The following is a 21913-nucleotide window of genomic DNA, read 5'->3' as shown; positions in this document are numbered from 1 at the left end:
TTTCTAATGCGGTAATGCGAGCTTTAAATTCCGAATTGCGCACGCTGACCTGCTGCCGCCAGCCTGTGACAAACAATCATAGACTACTCTGCGGGAGTTGACGGACGGCGCCGTGCAGGGCCGGGGTGACAGCAAGTCAGTGGCGATCAGAGGAGGGTGGAAGATTTGCGTCAATGCCTGCTTCTGTAGTAGTTAATGCAAAAAATAACGACGATACTACAACGGCGCTGGCTGGCGGCCGGGGCATGTTGATGGCGGATAATCTTTTAAAACAATCAGATCGGATAGGAAAATGGCAGCGGGCAATAAAATAAAAAATCGGGTGGATGTCTTGGGAGAACGTTATCGCGCGCGTGCGCCAGGACTTTCCCCGCGATTACAAACGGTGGTGCGTTATATCCATGAAAATCGCGAGCGGGTGATGGAAGCTACCGCGATGGAAATTGCCGCCGCCGTTGATACCTCAGATGCCACCGTGGTGCGTGCGGTGCAGGCATTAGGTTTTGCCGGATTGCGCGATTTAAAAAAGACGCTGGAAGCCTGGTTCGGTCCGGTCAGGAACTCCGAAGAAAAAATGATGACCACCGTCGGCGAACTGGCCTGCGATATTAATTCCGGCATCGATTTTGTGTTAGGCGGACATAAACGCGCCTGCGATACCTTGTCGGAACCGCATAACCGGCAGGCGATTGCGGCGGCGGTGGGATTGCTGATTGAAGCGCGTCAGGTGGCGCTTTTTGGCATCAATGCGTCAGGCATTCTGGCGGATTACAGCCGCCGCCTGTTCACGCGCATCGGTATTCCCGCGCTGGCCCTCAATCGTTCCGGGGTGGCGCTGGCAGAGCAGTTGATTAGCTTACAACGCGGTGATGTGTTGATCATGATGGCGCAAAAGTCACCGCACCGTGAAGGCATGACTACCATCAAAGAAGCGAAACGGCTGGGGATGCCGATTATCCTGCTGACCAATGCCACCGACTCGCTTTTTGCCAAAGAGGCTGATGTGGTGATTAATGTCCCGCGCGGTGGCGAGGATGGCCGTATGCCTTTGCACGGCACGGTGCTGGTATGCCTGGAACTGCTGATTTTGTCGGTGGCGTCGGCAACCGCGACGCGCACCGTTAAAACCATGAAGCGTATCCAGGATCTGAGTCGCAGCATGAAGCCTGGCAGCAAAACATAACCCGGTTATTTGGTCGCGACCACCCGCACCGGTCGATCGGCGCTCACCACCAGCCAGACGGCGCAGACAATCAGCAGCGCCCCGGCGGTGAAGCCCTGATTCAGCTCCTCGCCCAGCGCCAGCCAGCCCCAGAAGATACCAAACGGCGGGATCAGGAAGGTGACGGTCAGGGTGCGCAGCGGCCCGATATCAGCCAGCAGGCGGAAATAGATAATGTAAGCCAGCGCGGTGCAGATAAAACCCACCGCCAGGATGCAGGCCCAGACTTCGGGGAGCTGCCACTGGCTGGCCGCCGTTTGCGGTGCCGTAAAGGCAAAGAAGGGCAGCAGAAACGCGGATGCGCCCAGCTGGCTGCCAAACGCCACTTTGGTGGCGTCCAGCCCACCACGGGCGCCGATCCAGCGTTTCGCCAGAAATCCCGCCATGCCGTAGCAGGCGGTTGCCACCAGACAGGCGAGGATGCCCATCAGCAACGCGCTGGTGAGATGCGCCTCGCCGGTGGTGCTGATCAGTAAAATGCCGCCGAAACCCGCGACCATGCCGAGCACTTTGCGCAGCGTGAGTTTTTCAGCAAAGAAGGCCGCGCCCATGATCACCCCCATCAGCGGGGCGGTGGCGTTAAGGATGGCGGAATAGCCTGCGGGCAACACGCGCGCTGCCAGGCAATACATCAGAAAGGGTAAACCGGAGTTGATCACCCCGAGCAGCATCGCCCAGCGCAGTTTGCCATCAAAACGCAGCGGCATTCTCAGCACCGCCATAATCACCAGCAGGCCGGTGGTACCGCATAACACGCGCAGAAAGGCGGTATTCACCGCGCCCAGCGCCGGAACGGCAATGCGCATAAATAAAAAGCTGGCACCCCAAATGGCCGCCAGTAGCAGCAGCCGTAATGTGTCTGTTGTTCGCATAAGGTTCACATAAATGGATAAGTAAAAGGCGCAGGTACTGTAAATCCAAACAGGTGAATTTAACAAGTGCTTAACGGAACGAATTCGACCGACGCGTTGTTCGTCATGAAAACCCCTCTGACAGCCACGTATACAAAAAAATTATACCGTGATCATTCTCACAATCGTCCGGCATATTTCCTGACAGTCTTTATTAGTCCTAACTAATGACTAATTAATTTTTCGCCAATCCTGTGCCTGTGCAACCTGGTTGTGGCGGGCAGCCATTCTCTCTGGAGTCACAAATGAATGCTCTTGATTATGCAGTGATGGCTCTTTATGCGTTGATGATCCTGTTGATTACGCTTTGGGCCATGCGCAGGGTAGGGAGCACCCGCGATTTCTTTGCCGCCGGGGGGAAAATGCCCTGGTGGTTGTCAGGCGTATCGCACCATATGTCGGGATATAGCGCGGCGGTGTTCGTTGCTTATGCCGCCGTGGCTTACAACATGGGCATCACCATCTATTTCTGGTGGGCATTCCCGATCTCGGTGGCGGTGCTGGTGGGATCGCGCCTGTTTGCGCCGCGCTGGGCGCGGTTGCGCATCCATATGCATATCGAATCACCGATGGAATATCTGGCGACCCGCTACAACCTGCCAACGCAGATGGTGCTGGCCTGTAGCGGCGTGGTGCTGAAGCTGTTCGATGTGGGGGCCAAATGGGCCGCCATCGCGGTGATCATCAATGTCTTCACCGGGCTGAACCCGCTGGCAGGCATTCTGATCTCCGGTGGCCTGAGCCTGTTCTATACCGTGATGGGCGGCTTATGGGCTGATGCCTGCAACGACTTCGGTCAGTTCGTGGTGCAATTTATTGCTGCGCTGGTGATGCTGGTGGCGGTGGCGATGCACCTCGGCGGTTTCGGTGAGGTGCTGCATATCTTTGATCGCTTACCCGCCACCCACACCCAGATAGTGCAGGGGCCTTACACCGCCGGGTTTATCTTTGCCTACTTCCTGATCTACGCGCTGAGCTACAACGGCGGCACCTGGAACCTGGCCCAGCGGTTTATTGCCGCGCCCGGCGGCCAGCAGGCGAGAAAAGCCGCGCTGCTTTCCGCCGTGCTGTACCTGATCTGGCCGCTGGTGCTGTTCTGGCCGATGTGGGCCGCTCCGCTGCTCTATCCCGGCCTCGCCGATCCCTCGCGTTCCTACTCGATGATGGCGCTCAACCTGCTGCCTAACGGTTTGATCGGTCTGGTGCTGGTAGCGATGTTCACCCATACCCTGTCGATGACCTCATCCGACGCCAACGCCATCACCGCCGTGGTCACGCGTGACATCCTGCCCGGCCTGCTGCCGCGTCATTTCCAGCGTGGCAAAAGCTCGCTGCGGGTGGCGCGCATCGTGGCCTTTGTTTTTATCAGCCTCACGCTGCTGGTTGCCGTCAATGCCAGCCGCTTCGGCGGCGTGCTGTCGCTGTTGATCATCTGGTTTGGCGGGCTGGTCGGTCCGATCTCGATCCCGATGCTGCTCGGCCTGCTGCCAGCTTTTCGCCGCAGCGGCAGCGCGGCAGCGTTGTGGAGCTGGGCGGTGGGCGTCAGCGCCTTCTTTTGCGTGAAGTTCGTGATCCCGGATGTCAGCACCGCCACCCAGGTTGCGGCACCGGTGTTCTCGTCGCTGGTGGTCTTTACGCTGCTGGGCTGGCTGCGGCGTTCCCCGGTCAGCCCGCATATCGATGAACTGCTTAACGCGCTCAACCATGACCAGCAACTCTCCTCGCCCTATTGGGGGCAACAGAACACCGTGACCCAGGAAAAACAACTATGACCCTGATACAACGCGGCCAGCGCGATAAATTAACCGTGCAGCGCTTCACCACGCGTGCCGCCTTAGGCGTGGCGGCGGCAGCGGAAGCGGCGCAACATATCCGCCAGTTACTGACGGCGCAGCCGCGGGTGCGGATGATCTTTGCCGCCGCCCCGTCGCAACGCGAATTTCTCGCCGGACTGGTGCAGGCACGCGATATCGACTGGGGGCGCATCGAAGCCTTCCACATGGATGAATACATCGGGCTGGATAACTATGCCCCGCAGCGGTTCAGCCAGTTTTTATGCCAGCATCTGTTCCGCGCGCTGCCCTTCGCCGCCGTGCATCTGATCCCATCCAGCGGCGAGGCGGAACGCATTTGTCGTTCTTATGCTGCGCTTATCGCCGAAGCGCCGATAGATATTGTCTGTCTCGGCATTGGTGAAAATGGTCACCTGGCGTTTAACGATCCGCCAGTGGCGCGGATTGACGACCCGCTGCCGATGAAGGTGGTGACGCTTGATGCCATCTGTCGCCAGCAGCAGGTGAATGATGGCTGCTTTGCGCGGCTGGAGGCGGTGCCGCAGCAGGCCGTCACCCTGACCCTGCCGACGCTGATGGCGGGTAAACGTCTGTTCTGCATGGTGCCCGGCGCCAGCAAGCGTCAGGCGGTGGAGGCGACGCTGTTCGCGCCGGTCGACAGCGCCTGCCCGGCCACCGTGCTGCGCCAGCATCCGCACTGCACCTTATATTGCGACAGCGATGCCTGCCCGGAGGTGATATTTGACTGACACCCTGCTTCACGGGCTGGATTACCGCACCCGCCAGCCAATCACGCTGCGACTGCGCGATGGCCTGATTGCAGAGATCCGTCCCGGCACGGCCGACGCCGCCGCGTTGCTGATCGCCCCAGGGCTGGTCGATCTCCAGGTAAACGGCTTTGCCGGGGTGGATTTCAACCATCTGCCGCTCAGCGCCACAGCGGTGCGTGAGGCCACGCAGCGCTTATGGCAGCAGGGCGTGACCTGTTACTGCCCAACGGTCATCACCGCCAGCACGGAACAGATCAGCGGGCTGATGCGCAGCCTGGCGAGCGCCTGCGCGCAGTTTGACGACGTCGGCGCGGCAGTTGCCGGGATCCATCTGGAAGGGCCGTTTCTTTCGCCGCAGGAGGGACCGCGCGGCGCCCATCCGCGTGACGCCATCCGCGCGCCGGACAACGCCTTGCTGGACCGCTGGCAGGCGGCGGCCGATCAGCGCATCCGTATCCTTACCCTGTCGCCGGAGTGGCCGCACAGTACGGCAACGATTCGTCATGCCCGCGCGCAGCAGATCTGCGTGGCAATCGGCCATACCGCCGCCACACCGGCGCAAATCCGCGCGGCGGTGGCGGCTGGCGCCACGCTCTCTACCCATCTCGGCAATGGCGCGCATCTGCAACTGCCGCGTCATCCTAACTATATCTGGCAGCAGCTGGCGGAAGATGCGCTGGCGGCGACGCTGATCGCCGATGGCGAGCATCTGCCGTCCGAGGTGCTTAAGGTTTTTATGCGCGCCAAAGGGGAGCAGGCGTTGCTGGTCAGCGATGTCACCTGTTTTGCCGGTTTGCCGCCTGGCCAGTATGACACGCCGATTGGCGGCCGGGTGGAACTCAGCCCGCAGGGCCGCCTCAGCCTGGCGGATCAACCGGCGATGCTGGCGGGATCGGCGCGCGGCCTGCTGGACGGTGTCAATTTCCTGCTGCGTGAAAAACTGGCACCGCTGGCGCAGGCGATTGAGATGGCTTCGCTGCGTCCGGCGCGCCAGCTGGGACTGGCGCAGCAGCAGGGGCTGAGCGCAGGGGCACCGGCCGATCTGCTGTTGCTGCGCCAGCAGGACGATCTCAGCGTCACGCTGCAAGCCACCCTGAAGCAAGGACGCGAAGTGTGGCGTTCCGGCTGATGATGTGGCAGTATTTAGGAATCGAACGTTTCCTAAATGGTGAAGAAGATGCCTGAACAGACACGCGAGCGTGGTCGCCCACGCCAGTTTGATACCGCTGCGGCGCTCGATCGCGCCATGCTGGTATTCCGTGAAAAGGGTTATCACAGCGCCTCGATCAGCGATCTGAGCGAGGCAATGCAGCTCACGGCGGGCAGCATCTACAAAGCCTTTACCGATAAGCGCGGGCTGTTTTTACAGGTGTTTGCGCGCTATACCTCGCTACGCAATCAGGCGCTGCGCCAGCGGCTGGATCGCCAGCCCGATGGTCGTGCACGCATCGCCGAACTGCTGCGTTTTTACCTTGAATCCGCCAGCGATGTGGAAGGACGCCGCGGCTGCCTGGTCGTCGGCAGCACCATCGAATTGCCGTTACTGGATGCCGAACTGGCGGACGGGGTACGCGCCGCATTGCAGCGTAACCAGCAGGGGATTTTGCAACTGATTCGCGAAGGCCAGCAGGACGGTTCCATCAATCCACAGCACGATGCCGAGGCGTTGGGCGGCGTGTTGCTGTGCCTGGTGCTGGGGATGCGCGTGGCGGGGAAAATGCAGGATCTGCCCGCGCGTGAGCGGCTGATCGTCACCGCTCTGACGCTACTCGATTAAAATTTTTTGCCAATTAAGGAAATGATTATTTCCTAAATATCCGGAGGATTTATGTCTGACAATGCAAACGCACAACCCTGGTCGCAACCGGTTAAACAGCTGCCGGGCTTTGCGCATTATTACGCGACGGTGGAGGGCGTTCGCCTGCACTACGTTAGCGGGGGAAATCCCAACGGCGAGGTGTTGTTGTTGCTGGCGGGGTTTCCGCAAAGCTGGTACGCCTGGCATCAGGTGATGGCGCAACTGGCGGATCGCTACTGGATCATCGCGCCGGATTTGCCCGGTCAGGGTGACTCCGACAAGCCGCAGGACGGCTTTGATACCCAGGCGCTGGCGGAGAAAGTGCAGGGGTTGATGCAACAACTGGGGATGGCGCGTTATTACCTCGCGGCCCATGATGTCGGCGCCTGGGTCGCATGGCCATATGCCATGCGCTACGGCCAGCAGGTGAAAAAACTGGCGCTGCTGGATGCCGGCATCCCCGGCATTACGCTGCCTGACGCCCTGCCAGTCACGCCGGATAAGGCATGGAAAACCTGGCATTTTGCCTTCCATTTATTACCGGATCTGCCGGAAGCGCTGATTAGCGGACGCGAGGCGATCTATCTGGAGTGGTTTCTGCGGCGTAAAACCGCCAGCCCGCTGGTGTTTAGCGATGCGGATATAGCCGAATATGTGCGCCTGTTGCAGCAACCCGGCGCGCTGCGTGCCGGGCTGGCACCCTATCGCGACGTTACGCTGTCCGCCGCGCAAAATCGGGCGCTGCGCGAGCAGGGCAGACTGACACTGCCGCTGCTGGCTATCAGTGCCGATCAGGGGTCTATCCCCGATATGGCGGCGCCGCTGCGTCAGTTTGCTGATGACGTCACCGGCATCACCCTGGCGCACAGCGGCCATTTCATCCCGGATGAACAGCCGCAGGCGCTGGCTGATGCGCTGGCGACCTTCTTCCGTTAAGCGTTCACCTGGCGGACAGAGGCAGGCATTATTTGGCGAACAGCAGACTCATATCTTTAAACGCTTTGAATTCCAGCGCGTTACCGCATGGGTCGAACAGGAACATGGTGGCCTGTTCGCCAACCTGTCCTTTAAAACGAATATAGGGTTCGATAACAAATTTGGTATTGAAACCCCGCAGGCGCTCGGCCAGCGCTTCCCACTCGTCCCAGTGCAAAATAATGCCGAAATGCGGCACCGGCACGTCATGGCCGTCTACCGGATTGGAATGCACGTTTTCCTGTGACGCGGTTTTGGGATGCTCGTGGATCACCAACTGATGACCGTAGAAATCAAAATCGACCCATTGGCTGCTGGAACGGCCTTCCGCCAGACCGAAAATGGTGCCGTAGAAGGTGCGTGCCGCATCAAGATCGTAAACCGGGATGGCAAGATGAAACGGGGAAAGGCTCATAACGTCTCCAGCGCAAAAGTGGGGGGCGATGCGCCGCGGACAGCGGCGTCTGGAGAGAATCATACGAACGGTTTTGTTTGAATAAAAACAATATATACTTGGGATTCATACAAATAATATTTGAGTATCGACGATGATCCGTGAGCTGAGAACCTTCATGGTGGTGGTGCAGGAAGGCAACTTTGCTGCGGCGGGGGACAAAATCGGTCTGACCCAGGCGGCGGTCAGCGCTCAGATGCTGCGGCTGGAGGCGGAGCTGGGTTTTGCGCTGTTCGATCGCAGCGGGCGCAGCGCGCGGCTGAATCAACGGGGCCAGCAGTTACTGCCGCAGGTGGATGAGCTGCTGACGCTTTATCGTCACCTGGGGGATAAGCCGGAACTGCCGCGCCCGGCCACGCGCGTGACGCTGGGCGCCATCGCCTCCATTCAACGGTCGCTGTTGCCCGCGGCGCTGACGCGTTTTCACAAACAATTTCCCGGCTGCCAGACGCGTATCGTGCCGGGTTTGTCGCTGGAGCTGGTGAACCTGGTGGATGCCGGTGAGCTTGATCTGGCGGCGGTGATCCGTCCGCCGTTTGCCCTGCAAGCGGATTTGCACTGGACTACCCTCAGGCGTGAACCTTACCGGCTGATCGTGCCGCGCCAGCTGGCGGGGGACGATGCGGCGCAGCTGCTGGCGACGCAGCCGTTTATCCGTTATGACCGCACCTCATTTGGCGGGCGTCAGGTGGACCGCTATCTGCGTGCACGCGGCATTGCGGTGCAGGAGCTGTGCGAAGTGGATGAGCTGGAGGCGATTGTGCAGCTGGTCGCCAATGGACTGGGGGTGGCGCTGGTGCCGCAAACGCAATCGGCACAGCGCTGGCCGAAGCCGGTCAGGGTGGTGGAGATGGGGGCAGAGACTTTTTATCGTGAGGTCGGCCTGGTGCAGCGCGCCAGCCATATAAAGTCGGAGCTGGCTGGCGAGCTGAGCCGTTTGCTGGTGCAGGCCGGTTAACGGGCTGGCTGCGACCAGAAGGTGCCGGTTAGCGGCAGCGACAGGTACGCACGGTTGAGCGTATCCAGCGTTGCCTGCGGATCGATATCGGCAAACAGCTGCGGATGGAACATTTTCGCCATCTCTTCCACCCCGACAAACCAGAGTGGGCTATCGAAGAAAAACAGCCATATGCCGCCCGTCTGATGCTGCTGAATGGCGCTCAGGGTAGTGAGTTCTCCCTGATGCAGCAGTCGCGTCAGGCTTTGCGCCGCCTGCGACTGCGTCACGCCGGGACCGATCTGCAAGCCTTCCTGCGTCACGGCCGAACCGCCACCCATCAGGTAAAAATCAGGCTTTCTGCTGAGCACGGTCTCCGCATTCAGTTTGCCAATCGGCGCGCTGAGATAATCGCTGCCAAGATTATGACCACCCGCCGCCGCAATAAAGTCCTTCATGTTGCTGTTGCCGGAGGTGAAGCAGCAATCGCCTTTTCCGGGATTGAGATGGAAAAACACGCTCGGGCGCTGCAGTTGCTGAGCGAGACGCTGTTCAACCTGCTGTTGGTGCTGTTGGATAAAGGCAATTAAGCGCGCTGCGCGATCGTCCTCGCCCAGCACCTGCCCGAGCAGGCGCAGGCTCGGCACGGTGTTGGTCAGCGGCTGGCGGAAGAAATCCACAAAGATATAGGGAATGTGCGCGGCGTCCAGCTTGTCCAGCCCCGGCGGGGGCGGGCCGTACAGGGTGAAGATCACCAGGTCCGGTTTGCGCGCGATGGTCGCTTCAAGCGAAAACGTGCCCATATTCATGGTGCCCAGCACCGGGATCTTTCCCGCTTCGGGATGCTGCGCGAGGATCGCCTGCCAGGTGGCCGGTGAATAGCGCTGCAAATCGTCGCCCCAGCCCACCAGATTTTTCAGCGGATCGCTTTCCAGCAGCGCCAGCGTCAGCAGGTGGCGGCTTTCGCCCAGCACGACGCGTTTCGCCGGCGCGGGCAGGGTGACGTGACGTTGTAACATATCGGTCACAGTGATGCTGGCCAGCGCCGGATGGCACAGTACCAGACAGGCGAACAATAAAATCAGGCGACGCATTTTTTCTCCTTACCAGCGATAGCTGAGCGTGGCACTCAGGCTGCGGTCATAACCGACGTTGCAGCTGGTGGTGCTGCACGTCACGTAGTAATGCTTGTTAAGCAGGTTGTTCGCGTTAAGCGCCACATTGACGCCTTGCATATGCGGGCTGAGCTGACCGAGATCGTAATGAAGTGAAGCATCCACCACGGTGTAATCCGGCACGCGCAGGGTGTTGTTGGTATCCGCCCAGGTTTTCCCCACGTAGCGCACGCCCAGCCCTGCACCGAGGGAAGTCAGCACGCCCTGGCTGAAGGTGTAATCGCTCCACAGCGAAGCCATCTGTTCCGGCATTCCCGTCGGCACTTTGCCTTCTGCCCCCGCGACGGCGCTGCTGGTGGTTTTCAGATCGCTCCAGGTGTAGCTGGCAATCAGTTTCCACTCCTCCGCCAGGGTAGCGGTGGCTGAGGCTTCAATCCCTTTCGACGTCACCTGGTCGGTCTGGACGGTGTTCAGGCTGTTGTTGGGATCGGTGTTTTGCACGTTGTTCTGCACCAGATGGAACCAGGCCAGCGTGAAAAGGGCATCCATGCCATCCGGTTGCCATTTCAGCCCGGTTTCCCATTGCTTGCCGGTGGTGGGCTTATAGCTTTCGCCATAAAAGTTGGTGCCCAGCACCGGGCTGAACGAGGTGGCGTAGCTGGCATACGGGGTTAAGCCGCTTTCCGTCAGCCAGCTTAAACCTGCGCGCCAGGTGAAGTGGTTATCGTCCTGCGAGGTGAAGGTATCGCTGATACGGTTTTTGGTATTTACCGCCGCCCAGTCTTCACGCGCCGCCAGATCGAGATTCAGCTGGTGCGCAATGACGATGCTGTTCGCCAGATAGATACCGGTTTCATTGGCGTTCTGCTGGGTGCTGGCAAAAGGCGTGTTGGCGGCGAAGCTGCCGTCATAGATTGGGTGATAGATATCGATGCTGCTGGCGCGGCCATAGTTAAGGTAATAATTCTCGCCGGTATGGCGGAACGCCACGCCCATTACGCTTTCGCCCTGCAACGGGCCTGCATCCCAGTGCAGTCTGGCGTTGTTATCGGTGGCGAAAGACTGACTGGTGATGCCGAACTCATAAGCGGTGCGGTTCAGCGTGCGCATATCGCTGGTGAGGGCGCTGCCGGAGAGGGTTTGCGTCAGCAGGTCGGTGTAGCTGTAGCGGCTGGCGGAATGGAACGACCAGCGATCGTCAGCGCGATGATCCAGTTCATAGCCGATATTGGCCTGGGTCATATGGTTGTCGAGATCGGTGCCATCGAGATAGACATTACGATCGATTTTGCCGTTCGGGTTGCTCAGCAGGGTGCCGTAAACTGGCGTGAAGTTTTTCGGCGGCCCCATCTTGTCGCGGCTGATGGAGGAGAGCAGGGTTAGCGTGGTGTCGTTATCCGGCTTCCAGGTGAGGGACGGGGCCAGATAGAGGGTATCGTCGGGGACGTTTTTGAACTGCGTGTTGCTGTCGCGGCCTACGCCCACCACGCGGTAAAGCAGAGTGCCATCGTCATTCAGCGGCCCGGTGGTATCGAACTGGCCCTGCATACGGCCGTGGCTGCCGACCTGAACACCCACCTCATGTTGCGCCTCAGCCAGCGGGTGTTTGCTGACCTCATTGACGATGCCGCCCGGCGAACCCGCGCCATACAGGAAACCACTCGGGCCACGTAACACGTCAATCTGCTGCATACCGTAAGGCTGGTAATGGGCATAGGATTTTGTGGTGGTGGATCGTAATCCATCCAGCAAAATGCCGTTCAGCGTGGAGTCGAAACCACGAATCGAGAAGTAGTCAAAACGCGAGGAGATTGCGGCAGTGGAGGCATAAACTCCCGGCGTGTATTGCAGCGCCTGGGTGGTGCTCTGGACGTTGCGATCGTCAAGTTCCCTGCGGCTAATCACCGACAACGACTGCGGCGTGGCCAGCACGGAGGCGTTAGTGCGGCTGCCGGTCTGGCTGCTCAGCGGTACGTAGCTGTCTTTCCCGTCTGAGGTTTTGCCATCGACCACCAACGTGCTGTCGCTATCGGCGGCATGAACCATGAAGGCGGCGCTAAAGAGGGTCAGCGCAGTCAATCCTCCAAATTTCTTATTATTTTTCAATCTATTCTCCTGGATGAGAGTCGTAAAATCAGGCCGCCAGAAGTGTCGCAACCTGATGCTGAACTGACAATCGACAGGGCTTTCGCTGGCGGAACTCTTTCTTTCGTTTGCGGCACGGGGGAAAAACGAAACGCGTAGACAGGCTGGAGGGATACGGTTATTTTGATAATGATAATCACTATCATTAATATTTTTGGGAACGAGTTATGGCGTCAGCGCGGGGAGAAGGACAGCAGCTGTATAGGGCAACCGATGGCGGCATTGTGTGGCATGGCGGCCAGTTTCAGCCTGCCATTGACGCCTGGCAAAGTGAGCCGCTGGATCAGGGCATCAAACTGATTGTGATGGAGAGTGGTGCGCTGCGCTGTCAGTTACCTGGTGAGCGCGAGGTGAATATCAGCGGGCCAGCGTTGTGCGCGGTGTGGAATCAGGATCAGGCTGAAGCCCTGCAATGTTTTGTCTCCCCGCAGCGCGTGGCGTTTACCAGCCTCAGTTATTCTCATGAAATGTTGCGCAGCTTGCCGTCGTCAGTCCATCAGCAACTGGCGCAGGGGTTGCAGCTTGATCACGTCGGACGTCCGCGCCTGCATGTCACGGCGCTGCCAGCACCTCTGCTGGGGTTGCGCGCGCAGCTCAGCGCATTACCGAAGCAGGGGAGCGTGCGTCAGCTATTGCTGCAAAGCAAAGCGCTGGAGGTGATGGCGTATACGCTGGACGCACTGACGCCCGCGCCGCTGGAGAGCGCCCTGCGTCTGAGTTCGCGTGATTTGGATGCGCTGCACGGCGCACAACGATTGCTGGAGCAACAGATGGATGCGCCGCCAACGCTACAGGCGCTGAGCGTGCAGTTGGGTATCAATCGCCGCAAGCTGACGGAGGGGTTTCGCCAGCTGTTCGGCGTGAGTGTGTATGAGTGGCTGCATCATCGTCGGCTGGAAACCGCCTGGCAACTGTTGCAGCGCGGCGAACTGAATGTCGCCAGCGTGGCGTACCAGGTGGGCTTTACACCCGCACATCTGTCGGTGGCGTTTAAGAAGAAATTCGGCTTGTTACCCAAACAGTTAAAGCGCTAAAAATATACCGCATCAATTATTAATTGCCACGCAGAATTTATTCTTTCTTCTTTTCCTAAATCTGTTCGGGCCAATTTGTTAGCCAGTGCACAGCATACTTCGCAAGAAAATGGCAAAATAAAAAACTTCACGCAGGGATGATGGCCATAACAGACTGTTATTTATGGCTATCGACGTGATGTCAATACCAACCCAATGGAGTTATTTTATGGAAGAAATTTTTGGCATTAATGAGCTGTCTGTCGACGCGAAGAGAAAATACACTAAAGCCCCTCCACATTCCTTTTTAAAACACGGAATGTTGTCGACACCCATTATCAGCCCGCATGATTGTATGCCCGATGAAATGAAAGAGCGGTTGGAAAAGATATATGCGAATATTCTTAGTCGTCAGGAGCTTTCGCTAGGGTATCCACTTAATCAAAAATTCGACTATAGCGCAATTGCGCCTTTTATAAATATCCATCTTAATAATCTTGGCGATCCTTATGCAACATCTTCAACTTTGTTACACACACGCGAATTGGAGCAGGAAGTCCTGGAATATTTTGGCAAGCTCTGGCATGCCAAACCGCGAGTTCCGCTAACCAAAGAGTCGCTATGGGGTTATGTGTTAGCCATGGGGGCAACTGAAGGCAATATGTATGCACTCTGGAGTGCGCGTGAGTATTTTCGTGCCAGATTAGTTTCAGGCGAATCAAAACGAAAAATGAGCCGTGACCCGGTACTCTATTTTTCGCAGGAATCGCATTATTCCTTAGAGAAGTGTGCAAATGTCTTAGGAGTTATGACGTTTCAGGAAACAGGGGATGAATATTATCCTGGCCAATGCCCAATTACGACGGAAGGGGATTGGCCTCATGGAGTTCCAGTAGACCGGCATGGTGCGGTAGATGCAGCTTCACTGTCAAAATTAGTTGAATTCTTCGCATCTCATGGACATCCCCCTATTATTGTTCTGAATGTAGGTACCACATTTCAGGGTGGCTTCGATAATCCGCAGGTTATCTGGCAACGATTATCTCCCATCCTTGAACAGAATGGTTTTTGTGCTCAGAGCGACAATAATAGCCAGGCAGATTGTTGGATCCATATTGACGGAGCACTTGGCGCCGCTTACTTACCTTACCTTGAAATGGCTTATCAGAAAAAGTTGAGTAAAGCGAAGGGGGCCGTTTTTGATTTTCGCCTTCCTTATGTAAATTCGATCGTCATGAGTACGCATAAATGGTTCGGCGCCCCCTTTGCTTCAGGCGTTTATATGAGCAGGGAGAAGTTTCGTATGCAGCCCGCCAGCCTGCCTGAATATGTCAATTCACCGGATACCACGCTGGGGGGGACGCGCAATGGCCTATCCGCGCTGCTGCTCTGGTATGTGACAAACACCGTTACGCCATTAATGCAGGCTGAGATAGCGGCCAATTGTGAGAGCCTGGCGGCGTATGCTTATAAACAGTTGAAAGCCGTCAAAGCGACTCATCCTTCATTTCGTGTTGAGCGTGGACCCCAATCCCTGGTTGTGCTTTTTACCCGTCCACGAGATGAGATTTTTAACAAATTCCATCTCAGTGGTAGAGGAAAGTTTGCTCATATTGTTGTTATGCCGCATGTGACGCGAGCAGCGATTGATCAGTTATTCATGGCACTAGCTGATAAAGATGCCTTTAACTGAACGAAAACTGCATGGAGCATAACTATCGGACGAGATAAAAATGGAAATCTATCAAGCTACAGAAGCGGATCTGGAAAAGGTGAGCCAAATTATGGCAACTGAATTTTTCGAAGATCCGGTACTTAAATTTGCTGTCTCAGGTAACGATCCGGAGCAGCGTATGAAAGGGCTGCGGGGCTTGTTTCGGGTTTACGGTAACCTGGCTTTAACCCGTGGCGGGGTATATCTGGCCGAAAACGATGCCGGTGCGTTAATTTTTTTCAAACCCGAGGTGATGGAAATGAGCGATGAAGAAAATGCATTATTTCACAGCCAGTTACGTCAGGAATGTGGGACTGATTATGTGACTGTAGCAGCATTTATAAATGGGCTTGACTGTTATCATCCGCCTTCGCCACCTCATTATTATGTATTTGCTATTGCTGTACAGCGCCAGCGTCGAGGTAAAGAAGTTATGGATAGATTATTAACGAAATTACATACAATACTCGATAGAGAAAGCCTTCCTTGTTATGCCGAGTGTACCTCTTTCAGCACGCGTACGCTGGTACGTCGCTTCGGTTATCGTGATGCCGGTACCCCAATCCATATCGAAGGTTTCCCCAAATTGTTCCCTATTTGGCGTGAGCCGCAATGCTCATAGTTAGATGTTTTAACATTAACCATTTGCAAGAGATTAATCTATAAGGAGCAACAGTCATAGAACCAGCTGATACAAGGCTGGTTCCAAAACCAGGATTGTACCTTTGTTTGTTTTATGGCTCGGGATGCTCTAAAATACACCTATGTTTCATTGTGTTATTAGATGGTAAACATCAAGAGGAATGTTCTAAGTGGCTAGCGATTTCTTCTCCAATGTTGAAAAAAATGACTATGTCAAGGACGAACTAGAAAAACGCTTGGGTAAATACGGTGGAATAACGTATGCCTATGCAGTAATCAATAAAAGAAACCTTGATGATCTCATGATCATTACTAATTTACCCATTGATTTTATTGATTCCTATCTGGAGAATAAATATCAAAATATCGATCCCGTTCTTATCAATGCACTAAATCGCGTGTCACCCATGGTTTGGGATGAAAGCCTCAGAATTAATGCTCAGTGGGCAATCACTAAAATATTTGATTCCGTTAAGCCTAAATATAATATTGTAAGCGGGCAAACTTTTGTACTACATGATCAAAATAATAATTTGGCGGTGCTATCCCTTTATATCAATAAATACCTAATGGCTGAACTTGATGAGGAAATAAAAAAGAATAAGAATGACATTCAGGGGATGTTAATAGATGCCCATGAAATGCTTATGCACCTTTATCACGAAGAAAAAAAGAAAACAGTAGGTGGTGAAAACACTCTTTCTTTACGTGAAAATGAAATCCTCTACTGGAGCAGCACCGGTAAGACCTATCCCGAAATCGCGCGTATGTTAAATATCACCGTAAGCACGGTAAAATTCCATATGGGCAAAATTGTTAAAAAGCTCGGCGTTAATAATGCAAAACATGCGATTAGTCTGGCGATTGAATTAAATATTATTTCCCATCCCGCAGGAAGATAGTCTTCCACCAGGAATATCACCCAGCCAGCATGGCGCTGACTGGGTGTTGATGTCGATCAGAACGACATGGTCAGCCCGGCATAATAGGCGCGACCCGGTTCGTTATAGGTCGATGCGCCATCGTTTTCGCGATAAATACGCTTGTCAAACAGGTTGTTGATACCCGCATTGGCACGCAGATTTTTGGTGATGTCGTAATTCACATTCAGACCGAAAATGGAGTAGGGGCTGATCTCGCGATTAGAAATCGCACCCGTTTCGTTACGAATCTCTGCATATTCACGAGGTTTCTGACGACCATACTGCGTCCAGTTAATATTGGCGCTCAGTTTGTCGTTAACCTGCCAGTCGAGCTGCGAGTTAATGGTGAATTCCGGGATCACCGACAGCGGATTACCGGTTTTCTTACTTTCTGAGCGGAACATATAGGTTGCGTTAGTGCGCCATTCCAGCGTTTCGCGTACCAGAGGAATGGTCAGATTACCTTCCAGTCCTTCTACAATCGCTTTCCCGCCGTTTTCCCAGCGCAGCACGTTGTAACCGTTTGAGGCATAACCCACTAAATCATCACCCGCGACGATTTTGTTTTTGTAGTCATTGCGGAACCAGGTCACGCCCGCAATATAGCCATCGTTACTGAACTCAATGCCCACCTCTTTATTCACGCTGATTTCAGGATCGAGGTTGTCGTTACCCAGCAGGTAGCAGCTGCCTGTGGCGAGACCGATCGGACATCCATTGCCCCGGGTGGAAAGCAGATAGCCCTCGGTCGATTGATACAGGTTCGGCGCTTTGAAGGCGCGGGCAATACCGGCTTTCAGGGTGAAATAATCGCCGAGGCCTTGCGAAATATTGAGGCTCGGACTCCAGTTGGCACCGAATTTATCGTGATAATCGAAGCGCAGGCCGGGGATAAGCTCGGTGCTGCTGGTGGCGGCGATATTATCTTCGAAATAAAGCGAACTGATAGTGGCGCTGTTTTTGCTGCTGCGTCCAGATGGATCGCCGGATACCCCATCAATAATCACACCGGCGTTATTGGTTGCGGTCATTGAAGCCGGGTCGTTCAGCTCATCACGGTTCCATTCCGCGCCGAGCGTCACGGTTTGATCCGCCAGCCACTGCACCGGGAAGTTTATCTCGCCTCCGGCGCGATAACTCTCAAGGCGGCTGGTGGCGTAATCTTCGCTATTGATCATCCCTTCAACACGTCCGGTGGAACCTTCCTGCAAACGGGTGTTGTTGGTTTTCTCATAATTGAAATTCAGTTTTGAGGTGCCCCAGTCCCAGATGCCGTTATGGGTGATGCCATAACTCTGACGGTACAGACGGTTGGTTTCGTCGCCGTACAGGGATTCAACCAGGCCATCCGGACTGACATTGCCGTTGCTGTATTGGGTATCGCCGGCGTAGATATTGCCCTGGCGGCTATAGCCGTAGCTGAAATCGACAATTTGCAGCGGGGTGATTTTCCACGACAACACCGTGTTGATATCTTTATTACGCACGCCTTCGCGACCCGCGGCATAAGAACCGTTTTCGTTGGTGTTGATGTTGTAGGCGTCGGCGTCGGTTTTGTTGATATTCCCGTACAGGCGCATCGTTAGCGCGTCACCGGCCAGCGGTCCGCTCAGGCTGAAGTTAGCGCGTTTGGTGGCACCTTCTTTATCATCTTCCGGCTGATTGGTGAACAGCGAGAGGGAGCCGTGCCAGTCTTTGGTCGGACGCTTAGTGATGATGTTCACCACACCGCCCGCAGCGCCAGAGCCATAGCGTGATGCTGCCGGTCCGCGAATCACTTCAATGCGTTCAACCATCTCCGGCGGCACCCAGTTGGTATCGCCACGGGTATCACGCTCGCCGCGCCAGCTGTAGCGGACGGAGTTGCGAGAAGAGACGGGTACACCATCAATCATGATCAGCGTGTTTTCGGGTCCCATACCACGAATATCAATCTGGCGATTGTTACCGCGACTGCCGCTGGCGCTGTTGCCGGTGAGGTTGACGCCAGGCATTTTACGAATAATGTCTGAAAGGTCGTTAACAGGAGGGCTTTTTTGAATGTCTTTTGCAGTGATGGTTGAAACACCTGGTTGCTGCTTCAGTCCTTCTTCCGCCGTAACAATCATCGATTCATCATCGGCCAGTTTTTCGGTTGGCTCTCCTTCGGCGGCGTAAGCAGACGTACTCAGCAGCCCAGCCAAAAACAGCGCGACGGGACGCTTTTGGTTGCATGTGGTTACATTCACTTAAGGTTTCTCCCTGTTTTGTTAACGTTTGTAAGCAAACGCGCATGATAATGATAATAATTATCATTGTATATCTCAGATGTAACATCTCCTTTTTTTCTCCTTAATTGGTCGTGGTTTAATCAATCTGGCGTGTGGGATGGCCGAATTTAGCGGAATAAGCAGACAAAACGGCAGGGGAAGGGGGTGTAATTACAACATACTAAATAAATGCAGAACCATGTCGCAGCCTGACCACCGTGAGAAATGTTTCCAGCAGGAAATGAATATTTTTCTTTTATTGCCGGGCATAACACGCAGGATTAGAAAATACCCACCCTGAATATCTGCGAAGGGTATAAGGCGGCTTTTTGCGCGCCCTTAGAAAACAAGGTTATTAATAAGAACCAAATCACAGCTTGTCGCAGTTTTAGCAGCCTGTTGATTCCATGACTGAATCTGATTTAGTGCTGCCATGGGAAGGTCTCCCGGCCTTTAATTCAATAGCATTGCCATATTCCGGCAATAGATATCTGTTTTTCGCATTTGTGATCGCTGCATATATTCACTGAGAATGATATCGGGACATTACGAGGATGAATAAACCCGTAAAGCACACATTAAAAATGTGGCTTTAAAGGTTAACAATACATCGCTACCTCAATGCCTTTTCCCTGCGGGGAAACATTTTAAATATCAGGAGAAAGGTTCCAGTGAAATTCGCAAAAGGAATGACCCTTTTCGCACTTACTCTGAGTGCGCACACCGCGTTTGCCGCCGAACAATCTGTTCCAACCGACAGCTCACTCCATGTGCAGGCCGATCCGGCGCTGAAAAGCCTGTTACCTGCGGACATCGTGAAGCGTGGCTATATTGTTGCCGGAACCAACCCGAACACACCGCCGACCACCTTCTATAAAGAAGACAACAAAACGCTGGCCGGTCGTGAAATCGACATTATGAACGCCGTGGGTGAGCGCCTGGGCATTGCAGTGCATTGGCAGGATACCGGCGGTTTCGACAACATTATCCCTGGCCTGAAAACCGGCCGTTACGATGTCGCATTATCAAACATTAACGCCACACCAACGCGTCTGAAACAGATCGATTTTGTCGGTTACTACAACGCCAGCCTGCTGGGCATCATTGCGCAAAAAGACGCCAATATCCCGCCGTTCAAATCGCTGAGTGAGGTGTGCGGTAAAGAAGTGGGTGCCGGTTCTGGTACGACTCAGGTCACGCGTCTGGAAGAAGCCAGCAAAGCGTGTGAAGCCGCCGGTAAAGCCCCAATCAAAGTCTCCGTATTCCCGGATCGTCCGGCCGGTGTGCAGGCGGTGGTCAGCGGTCGTGTGCCGATGTTCCTCGGCCCCTATGAAGGTTTGTTGTGGCAGGTCAAGGTGATTAAGCCACTGACGATGAGTGGTGAGATCACCGTAAATGATGCGCCGGTCTCCGTGGCCTTCCAGAAAGATTCCCCGCTGGAACCCGCGGTACAGGCAGCGCTGAACTCGTTAATTAAAGACGGCAGCTACAAGAAAATCCTGGATAACTGGGGGATTGGATTTGGCGCTGTAACCGAAGCCAAACGCAACGAAGAGATCTTTAAATGAGTGATTCACAGGACCACACCGACGATCTGAAGATCGTCGGAAAACGCTATTACGGACGCTGGCTGAGTGCGCTGGTTGTGCTGTTGTGCGTGGTGGCGATGGCACACTCCATGATCAACAACCCGCGTTTCGAGTGGGGGGTGATTGCGGAGAACTTCACCGGCCCGTCGATTTTGCAGGGTGTATTAATGACGCTGCAACTCACCGCCATTTCGGTGGTGCTGGGTTTTGCTTTTGGTACGGTGCTGGCGCTGATGCGTCTGTCATCGAATCCGGTGCTGGTGGCGGTGAGCTGGGCTTATACCTGGTTCTTCCGTGGCGTGCCGATGCTGGTGCAGCTGTTCCTCTGGTACAACGTTGCGGCGCTGTACCCGAAAATCGCCTTGTCGATCCCTGGCCTGGGCGAAATCTGGAGTGCCCAATCAAACTCGCTGATCAGCCCGTTTAGCGCGGCGGTGATCGCGCTGGTGATGCACCAGTCCGCCTATGCGGCAGAGATCGTGCGCGCCGGTATCCAGAGCGTCAGTCATGGTCAGATTGAAGCGGCGCGCGCGCTGGGTTATCGCCCCGCGCAGATTTTCCGCCATACCGTATTACCCCAGGCGATGCGCGCGATTATGCCGCCCGCCGGCAACGAAATTATCGGCCAGTTAAAAACCACCGCAGTGGTTTCAGTGATTTCGCTACAGGACGTTCTGTTTTCCGCGCAGATTATTTACCAGCGCACCTATGAAGTGATCCCGCTGCTGCTGGTCGCGACCCTGTGGTATCTGCTGATGACGTCCGTGCTGTCCGTCGGCCAATATTATGTGGAGCGTTATTTTGGCCGTGGCGTGACGCGTCGTGAAAAGCGCAGCCTGTGGCAATCGCTGCCGCGTTTCACTACAGCGAAAGCGCAAAGGAGCGTGAGCAATGGCTGAAGCGATCGCATTGCGTAAGGTCACGAAACGCTTCTCGGGCGTGACCATCCTTAATGAAGTGAATCTGGATATTCCGGCCGGTTCGGTGACGGTGATCCTCGGACCTTCGGGTTCGGGCAAATCGACCCTGCTGCGCTGCATCAACCATCTGGAGAAGCTGGACGGCGGCACCATCCGTATCGGCGGCGAGATGGTTGGCTATAAGCAGAAGGGCCAGGCGCTGCATGAACTGAGCAGCAGCGCCATCGCCCGACAGCGCGCAGAAATCGGTATGGTGTTTCAGCAGTTCAACCTGTTTCCACACCGCACCGTGTTGCAGAACATCATTGATGCCCCGATGCGGGTGAAAAAACAGAGCCGTCAGCAGGCTACCAGCAAAGCGCTGACGCTGCTGAAGCAGGTGGGTCTTGCCGGTCGCGAAGAGGAGTGGCCGCAGAACCTGTCCGGCGGTCAGCAGCAGCGCGTAGCGATAGCGCGTGCGCTGGCGATGGATCCCGGCGTGATGCTGTTCGATGAACCGACCTCGGCACTGGACCCGGAACTGGTGGGCGAAGTGCTTCAGGTGATTAAACAGCTGGCGCACTCCGGTATCACCATGGTGATCGTGACCCACGAGATTGGTTTTGCCCGCGAGGTTGCAGACAACATTGTGTTTATGGAAGGCGGCAAAATTGTGGCTGCCGGACCGACCCAGCAGGTACTCGACGACCCGGAAAACGGGCGCGTAAGAAACTTTATTGCAACGGTGCTTTAAGCACCGTTTT

General features: G+C 55.4%; 19 protein-coding genes. 14 read left to right on the top strand and 5 right to left on the bottom strand.

Going from position 1 to position 21913, the window contains the following annotated elements; genetic code table 11:
- Positions 1 to 292 precede the first annotated feature (292 nt).
- The gene (locus tag AC6I8V_RS22280; protein WP_497845987.1) at positions 293 to 1183 is read left to right on the top strand and encodes a MurR/RpiR family transcriptional regulator; all 891 of its coding nucleotides are present in this window, start codon (positions 293 to 295) and stop codon (positions 1181 to 1183) included.
- A 5-nt stretch (positions 1184 to 1188) separates the two neighbouring features.
- On the opposite strand, the gene AC6I8V_RS22275 is transcribed toward AC6I8V_RS22280, so the two are convergent.
- Positions 1189 to 2094: a DMT family transporter gene (locus tag AC6I8V_RS22275; RefSeq protein WP_497845986.1), complete on the bottom strand. Its 906-nt coding sequence runs from the start codon at positions 2092 to 2094 to the stop codon at positions 1189 to 1191.
- Positions 2095 to 2378: 284 nt separating this feature from the next.
- Here AC6I8V_RS22275 and AC6I8V_RS22270 point away from each other — a divergent pair, with 284 nt between their 5' ends.
- Genes AC6I8V_RS22270 through AC6I8V_RS22250 form a run of 5 tightly spaced genes read left to right on the top strand, consistent with a single transcriptional unit; the run spans position 2379 to position 7430 of the window.
- A complete protein-coding gene (locus AC6I8V_RS22270; protein WP_497845985.1) occupies positions 2379 to 3905 on the top strand; it encodes a sodium:solute symporter family protein in 1527 nt (508 codons plus the stop codon).
- Entirely contained in the window at positions 3902 to 4675 is a 774-nt protein-coding gene (locus tag AC6I8V_RS22265; RefSeq protein ID WP_497845984.1) for a 6-phosphogluconolactonase, read from the top strand. Before AC6I8V_RS22270 ends, AC6I8V_RS22265 begins: the two co-directional genes overlap by 4 nt.
- Positions 4668 to 5825 carry an N-acetylglucosamine-6-phosphate deacetylase gene (locus AC6I8V_RS22260; RefSeq protein ID WP_497845983.1) on the top strand — a complete coding sequence of 386 codons (1158 nt, stop codon included), beginning with the start codon at positions 4668 to 4670 and terminating at the stop codon, positions 5823 to 5825. Before AC6I8V_RS22265 ends, AC6I8V_RS22260 begins: the two co-directional genes overlap by 8 nt.
- Before the next feature lie 48 nt (positions 5826 to 5873).
- Positions 5874 to 6473: a TetR/AcrR family transcriptional regulator gene (locus AC6I8V_RS22255; protein ID WP_497845982.1), complete on the top strand. Its 600-nt coding sequence runs from the start codon at positions 5874 to 5876 to the stop codon at positions 6471 to 6473.
- Between the two features lie 51 nt (positions 6474 to 6524).
- Positions 6525 to 7430 (top strand): alpha/beta fold hydrolase, encoded by a 906-nt coding sequence (locus tag AC6I8V_RS22250; RefSeq protein WP_497845981.1) that lies wholly within the window; start codon positions 6525 to 6527, stop codon positions 7428 to 7430.
- Between the two features lie 28 nt (positions 7431 to 7458).
- Here AC6I8V_RS22250 and AC6I8V_RS22245 read toward each other — a convergent pair whose 3' ends face one another.
- Positions 7459 to 7884, bottom strand: coding sequence for a VOC family protein (locus AC6I8V_RS22245; protein WP_497845980.1), 426 nt, complete (start codon positions 7882 to 7884; stop codon positions 7459 to 7461).
- Between the two features lie 133 nt (positions 7885 to 8017).
- On the opposite strand from AC6I8V_RS22245, the gene AC6I8V_RS22240 reads away from it, so the two are divergent.
- Complete coding sequence (locus AC6I8V_RS22240) at positions 8018 to 8881, top strand: LysR family transcriptional regulator (RefSeq protein WP_497845979.1); 864 nt, start codon at positions 8018 to 8020, stop codon at positions 8879 to 8881.
- Here the strand turns inward: AC6I8V_RS22240 and AC6I8V_RS22235 are convergent.
- Together AC6I8V_RS22235 and AC6I8V_RS22230 are read right to left on the bottom strand one after the other, a co-directional pair.
- On the bottom strand, positions 8878 to 9954 hold the full coding sequence (locus AC6I8V_RS22235) for an ABC transporter substrate-binding protein (protein ID WP_497845978.1): 1077 nt from the start codon (positions 9952 to 9954) through the stop codon (positions 8878 to 8880). The genes AC6I8V_RS22240 and AC6I8V_RS22235 overlap by 4 nt on opposite strands.
- A gap of 9 nt (positions 9955 to 9963) precedes the next feature.
- Positions 9964 to 12081 (bottom strand): TonB-dependent siderophore receptor, encoded by a 2118-nt coding sequence (locus tag AC6I8V_RS22230; RefSeq protein ID WP_497845977.1) that lies wholly within the window; start codon positions 12079 to 12081, stop codon positions 9964 to 9966.
- A 206-nt stretch (positions 12082 to 12287) separates the two neighbouring features.
- Between AC6I8V_RS22230 and AC6I8V_RS22225 the strand changes: the two genes are divergently transcribed.
- The 4 genes from AC6I8V_RS22225 (at position 12288) to AC6I8V_RS22210 (ending at position 16391) form a co-directional block, all read left to right on the top strand.
- The gene (locus AC6I8V_RS22225) at positions 12288 to 13154 is read left to right on the top strand and encodes a helix-turn-helix transcriptional regulator (protein ID WP_497845976.1); all 867 of its coding nucleotides are present in this window, start codon (positions 12288 to 12290) and stop codon (positions 13152 to 13154) included.
- Between the two features lie 208 nt (positions 13155 to 13362).
- Entirely contained in the window at positions 13363 to 14826 is a 1464-nt protein-coding gene (locus tag AC6I8V_RS22220; protein ID WP_497845975.1) for a pyridoxal-dependent decarboxylase, read from the top strand.
- Between the two features lie 40 nt (positions 14827 to 14866).
- Positions 14867 to 15469, top strand: coding sequence for a GNAT family N-acetyltransferase (locus AC6I8V_RS22215; protein ID WP_497845974.1), 603 nt, complete (start codon positions 14867 to 14869; stop codon positions 15467 to 15469).
- A 190-nt stretch (positions 15470 to 15659) separates the two neighbouring features.
- Complete coding sequence (locus tag AC6I8V_RS22210) at positions 15660 to 16391, top strand: helix-turn-helix transcriptional regulator (protein WP_497845973.1); 732 nt, start codon at positions 15660 to 15662, stop codon at positions 16389 to 16391.
- 56 nt (positions 16392 to 16447) lie between these two features.
- On the opposite strand, the gene AC6I8V_RS22205 is transcribed toward AC6I8V_RS22210, so the two are convergent.
- Positions 16448 to 18640, bottom strand: a complete 2193-nt coding sequence (locus AC6I8V_RS22205; protein WP_497845972.1) for a TonB-dependent siderophore receptor — start codon at positions 18638 to 18640, stop codon at positions 16448 to 16450.
- A gap of 692 nt (positions 18641 to 19332) precedes the next feature.
- Between AC6I8V_RS22205 and AC6I8V_RS22200 the strand changes: the two genes are divergently transcribed.
- The 3 genes from AC6I8V_RS22200 to AC6I8V_RS22190 are packed head-to-tail and all read left to right on the top strand — an operon-like array spanning position 19333 to position 21903.
- Positions 19333 to 20229: an ABC transporter substrate-binding protein gene (locus tag AC6I8V_RS22200; RefSeq protein WP_497845971.1), complete on the top strand. Its 897-nt coding sequence runs from the start codon at positions 19333 to 19335 to the stop codon at positions 20227 to 20229.
- Complete coding sequence (locus AC6I8V_RS22195) at positions 20226 to 21149, top strand: amino acid ABC transporter permease (protein WP_497845970.1); 924 nt, start codon at positions 20226 to 20228, stop codon at positions 21147 to 21149. Before AC6I8V_RS22200 ends, AC6I8V_RS22195 begins: the two co-directional genes overlap by 4 nt.
- Positions 21142 to 21903 (top strand): amino acid ABC transporter ATP-binding protein, encoded by a 762-nt coding sequence (locus AC6I8V_RS22190; protein ID WP_497845969.1) that lies wholly within the window; start codon positions 21142 to 21144, stop codon positions 21901 to 21903. The genes AC6I8V_RS22195 and AC6I8V_RS22190 overlap by 8 nt, the downstream gene beginning before the upstream one ends.
- Positions 21904 to 21913: the final 10 nt, after the last annotated feature.

The sequence above is a fragment of the Pantoea sp. X-Soil-TKNS-1207 genome (assembly GCF_059730485.1).
Note: the sequence above shows the minus strand (reverse complement) of the source record. Positions and strands in the feature narration are given on the sequence as shown.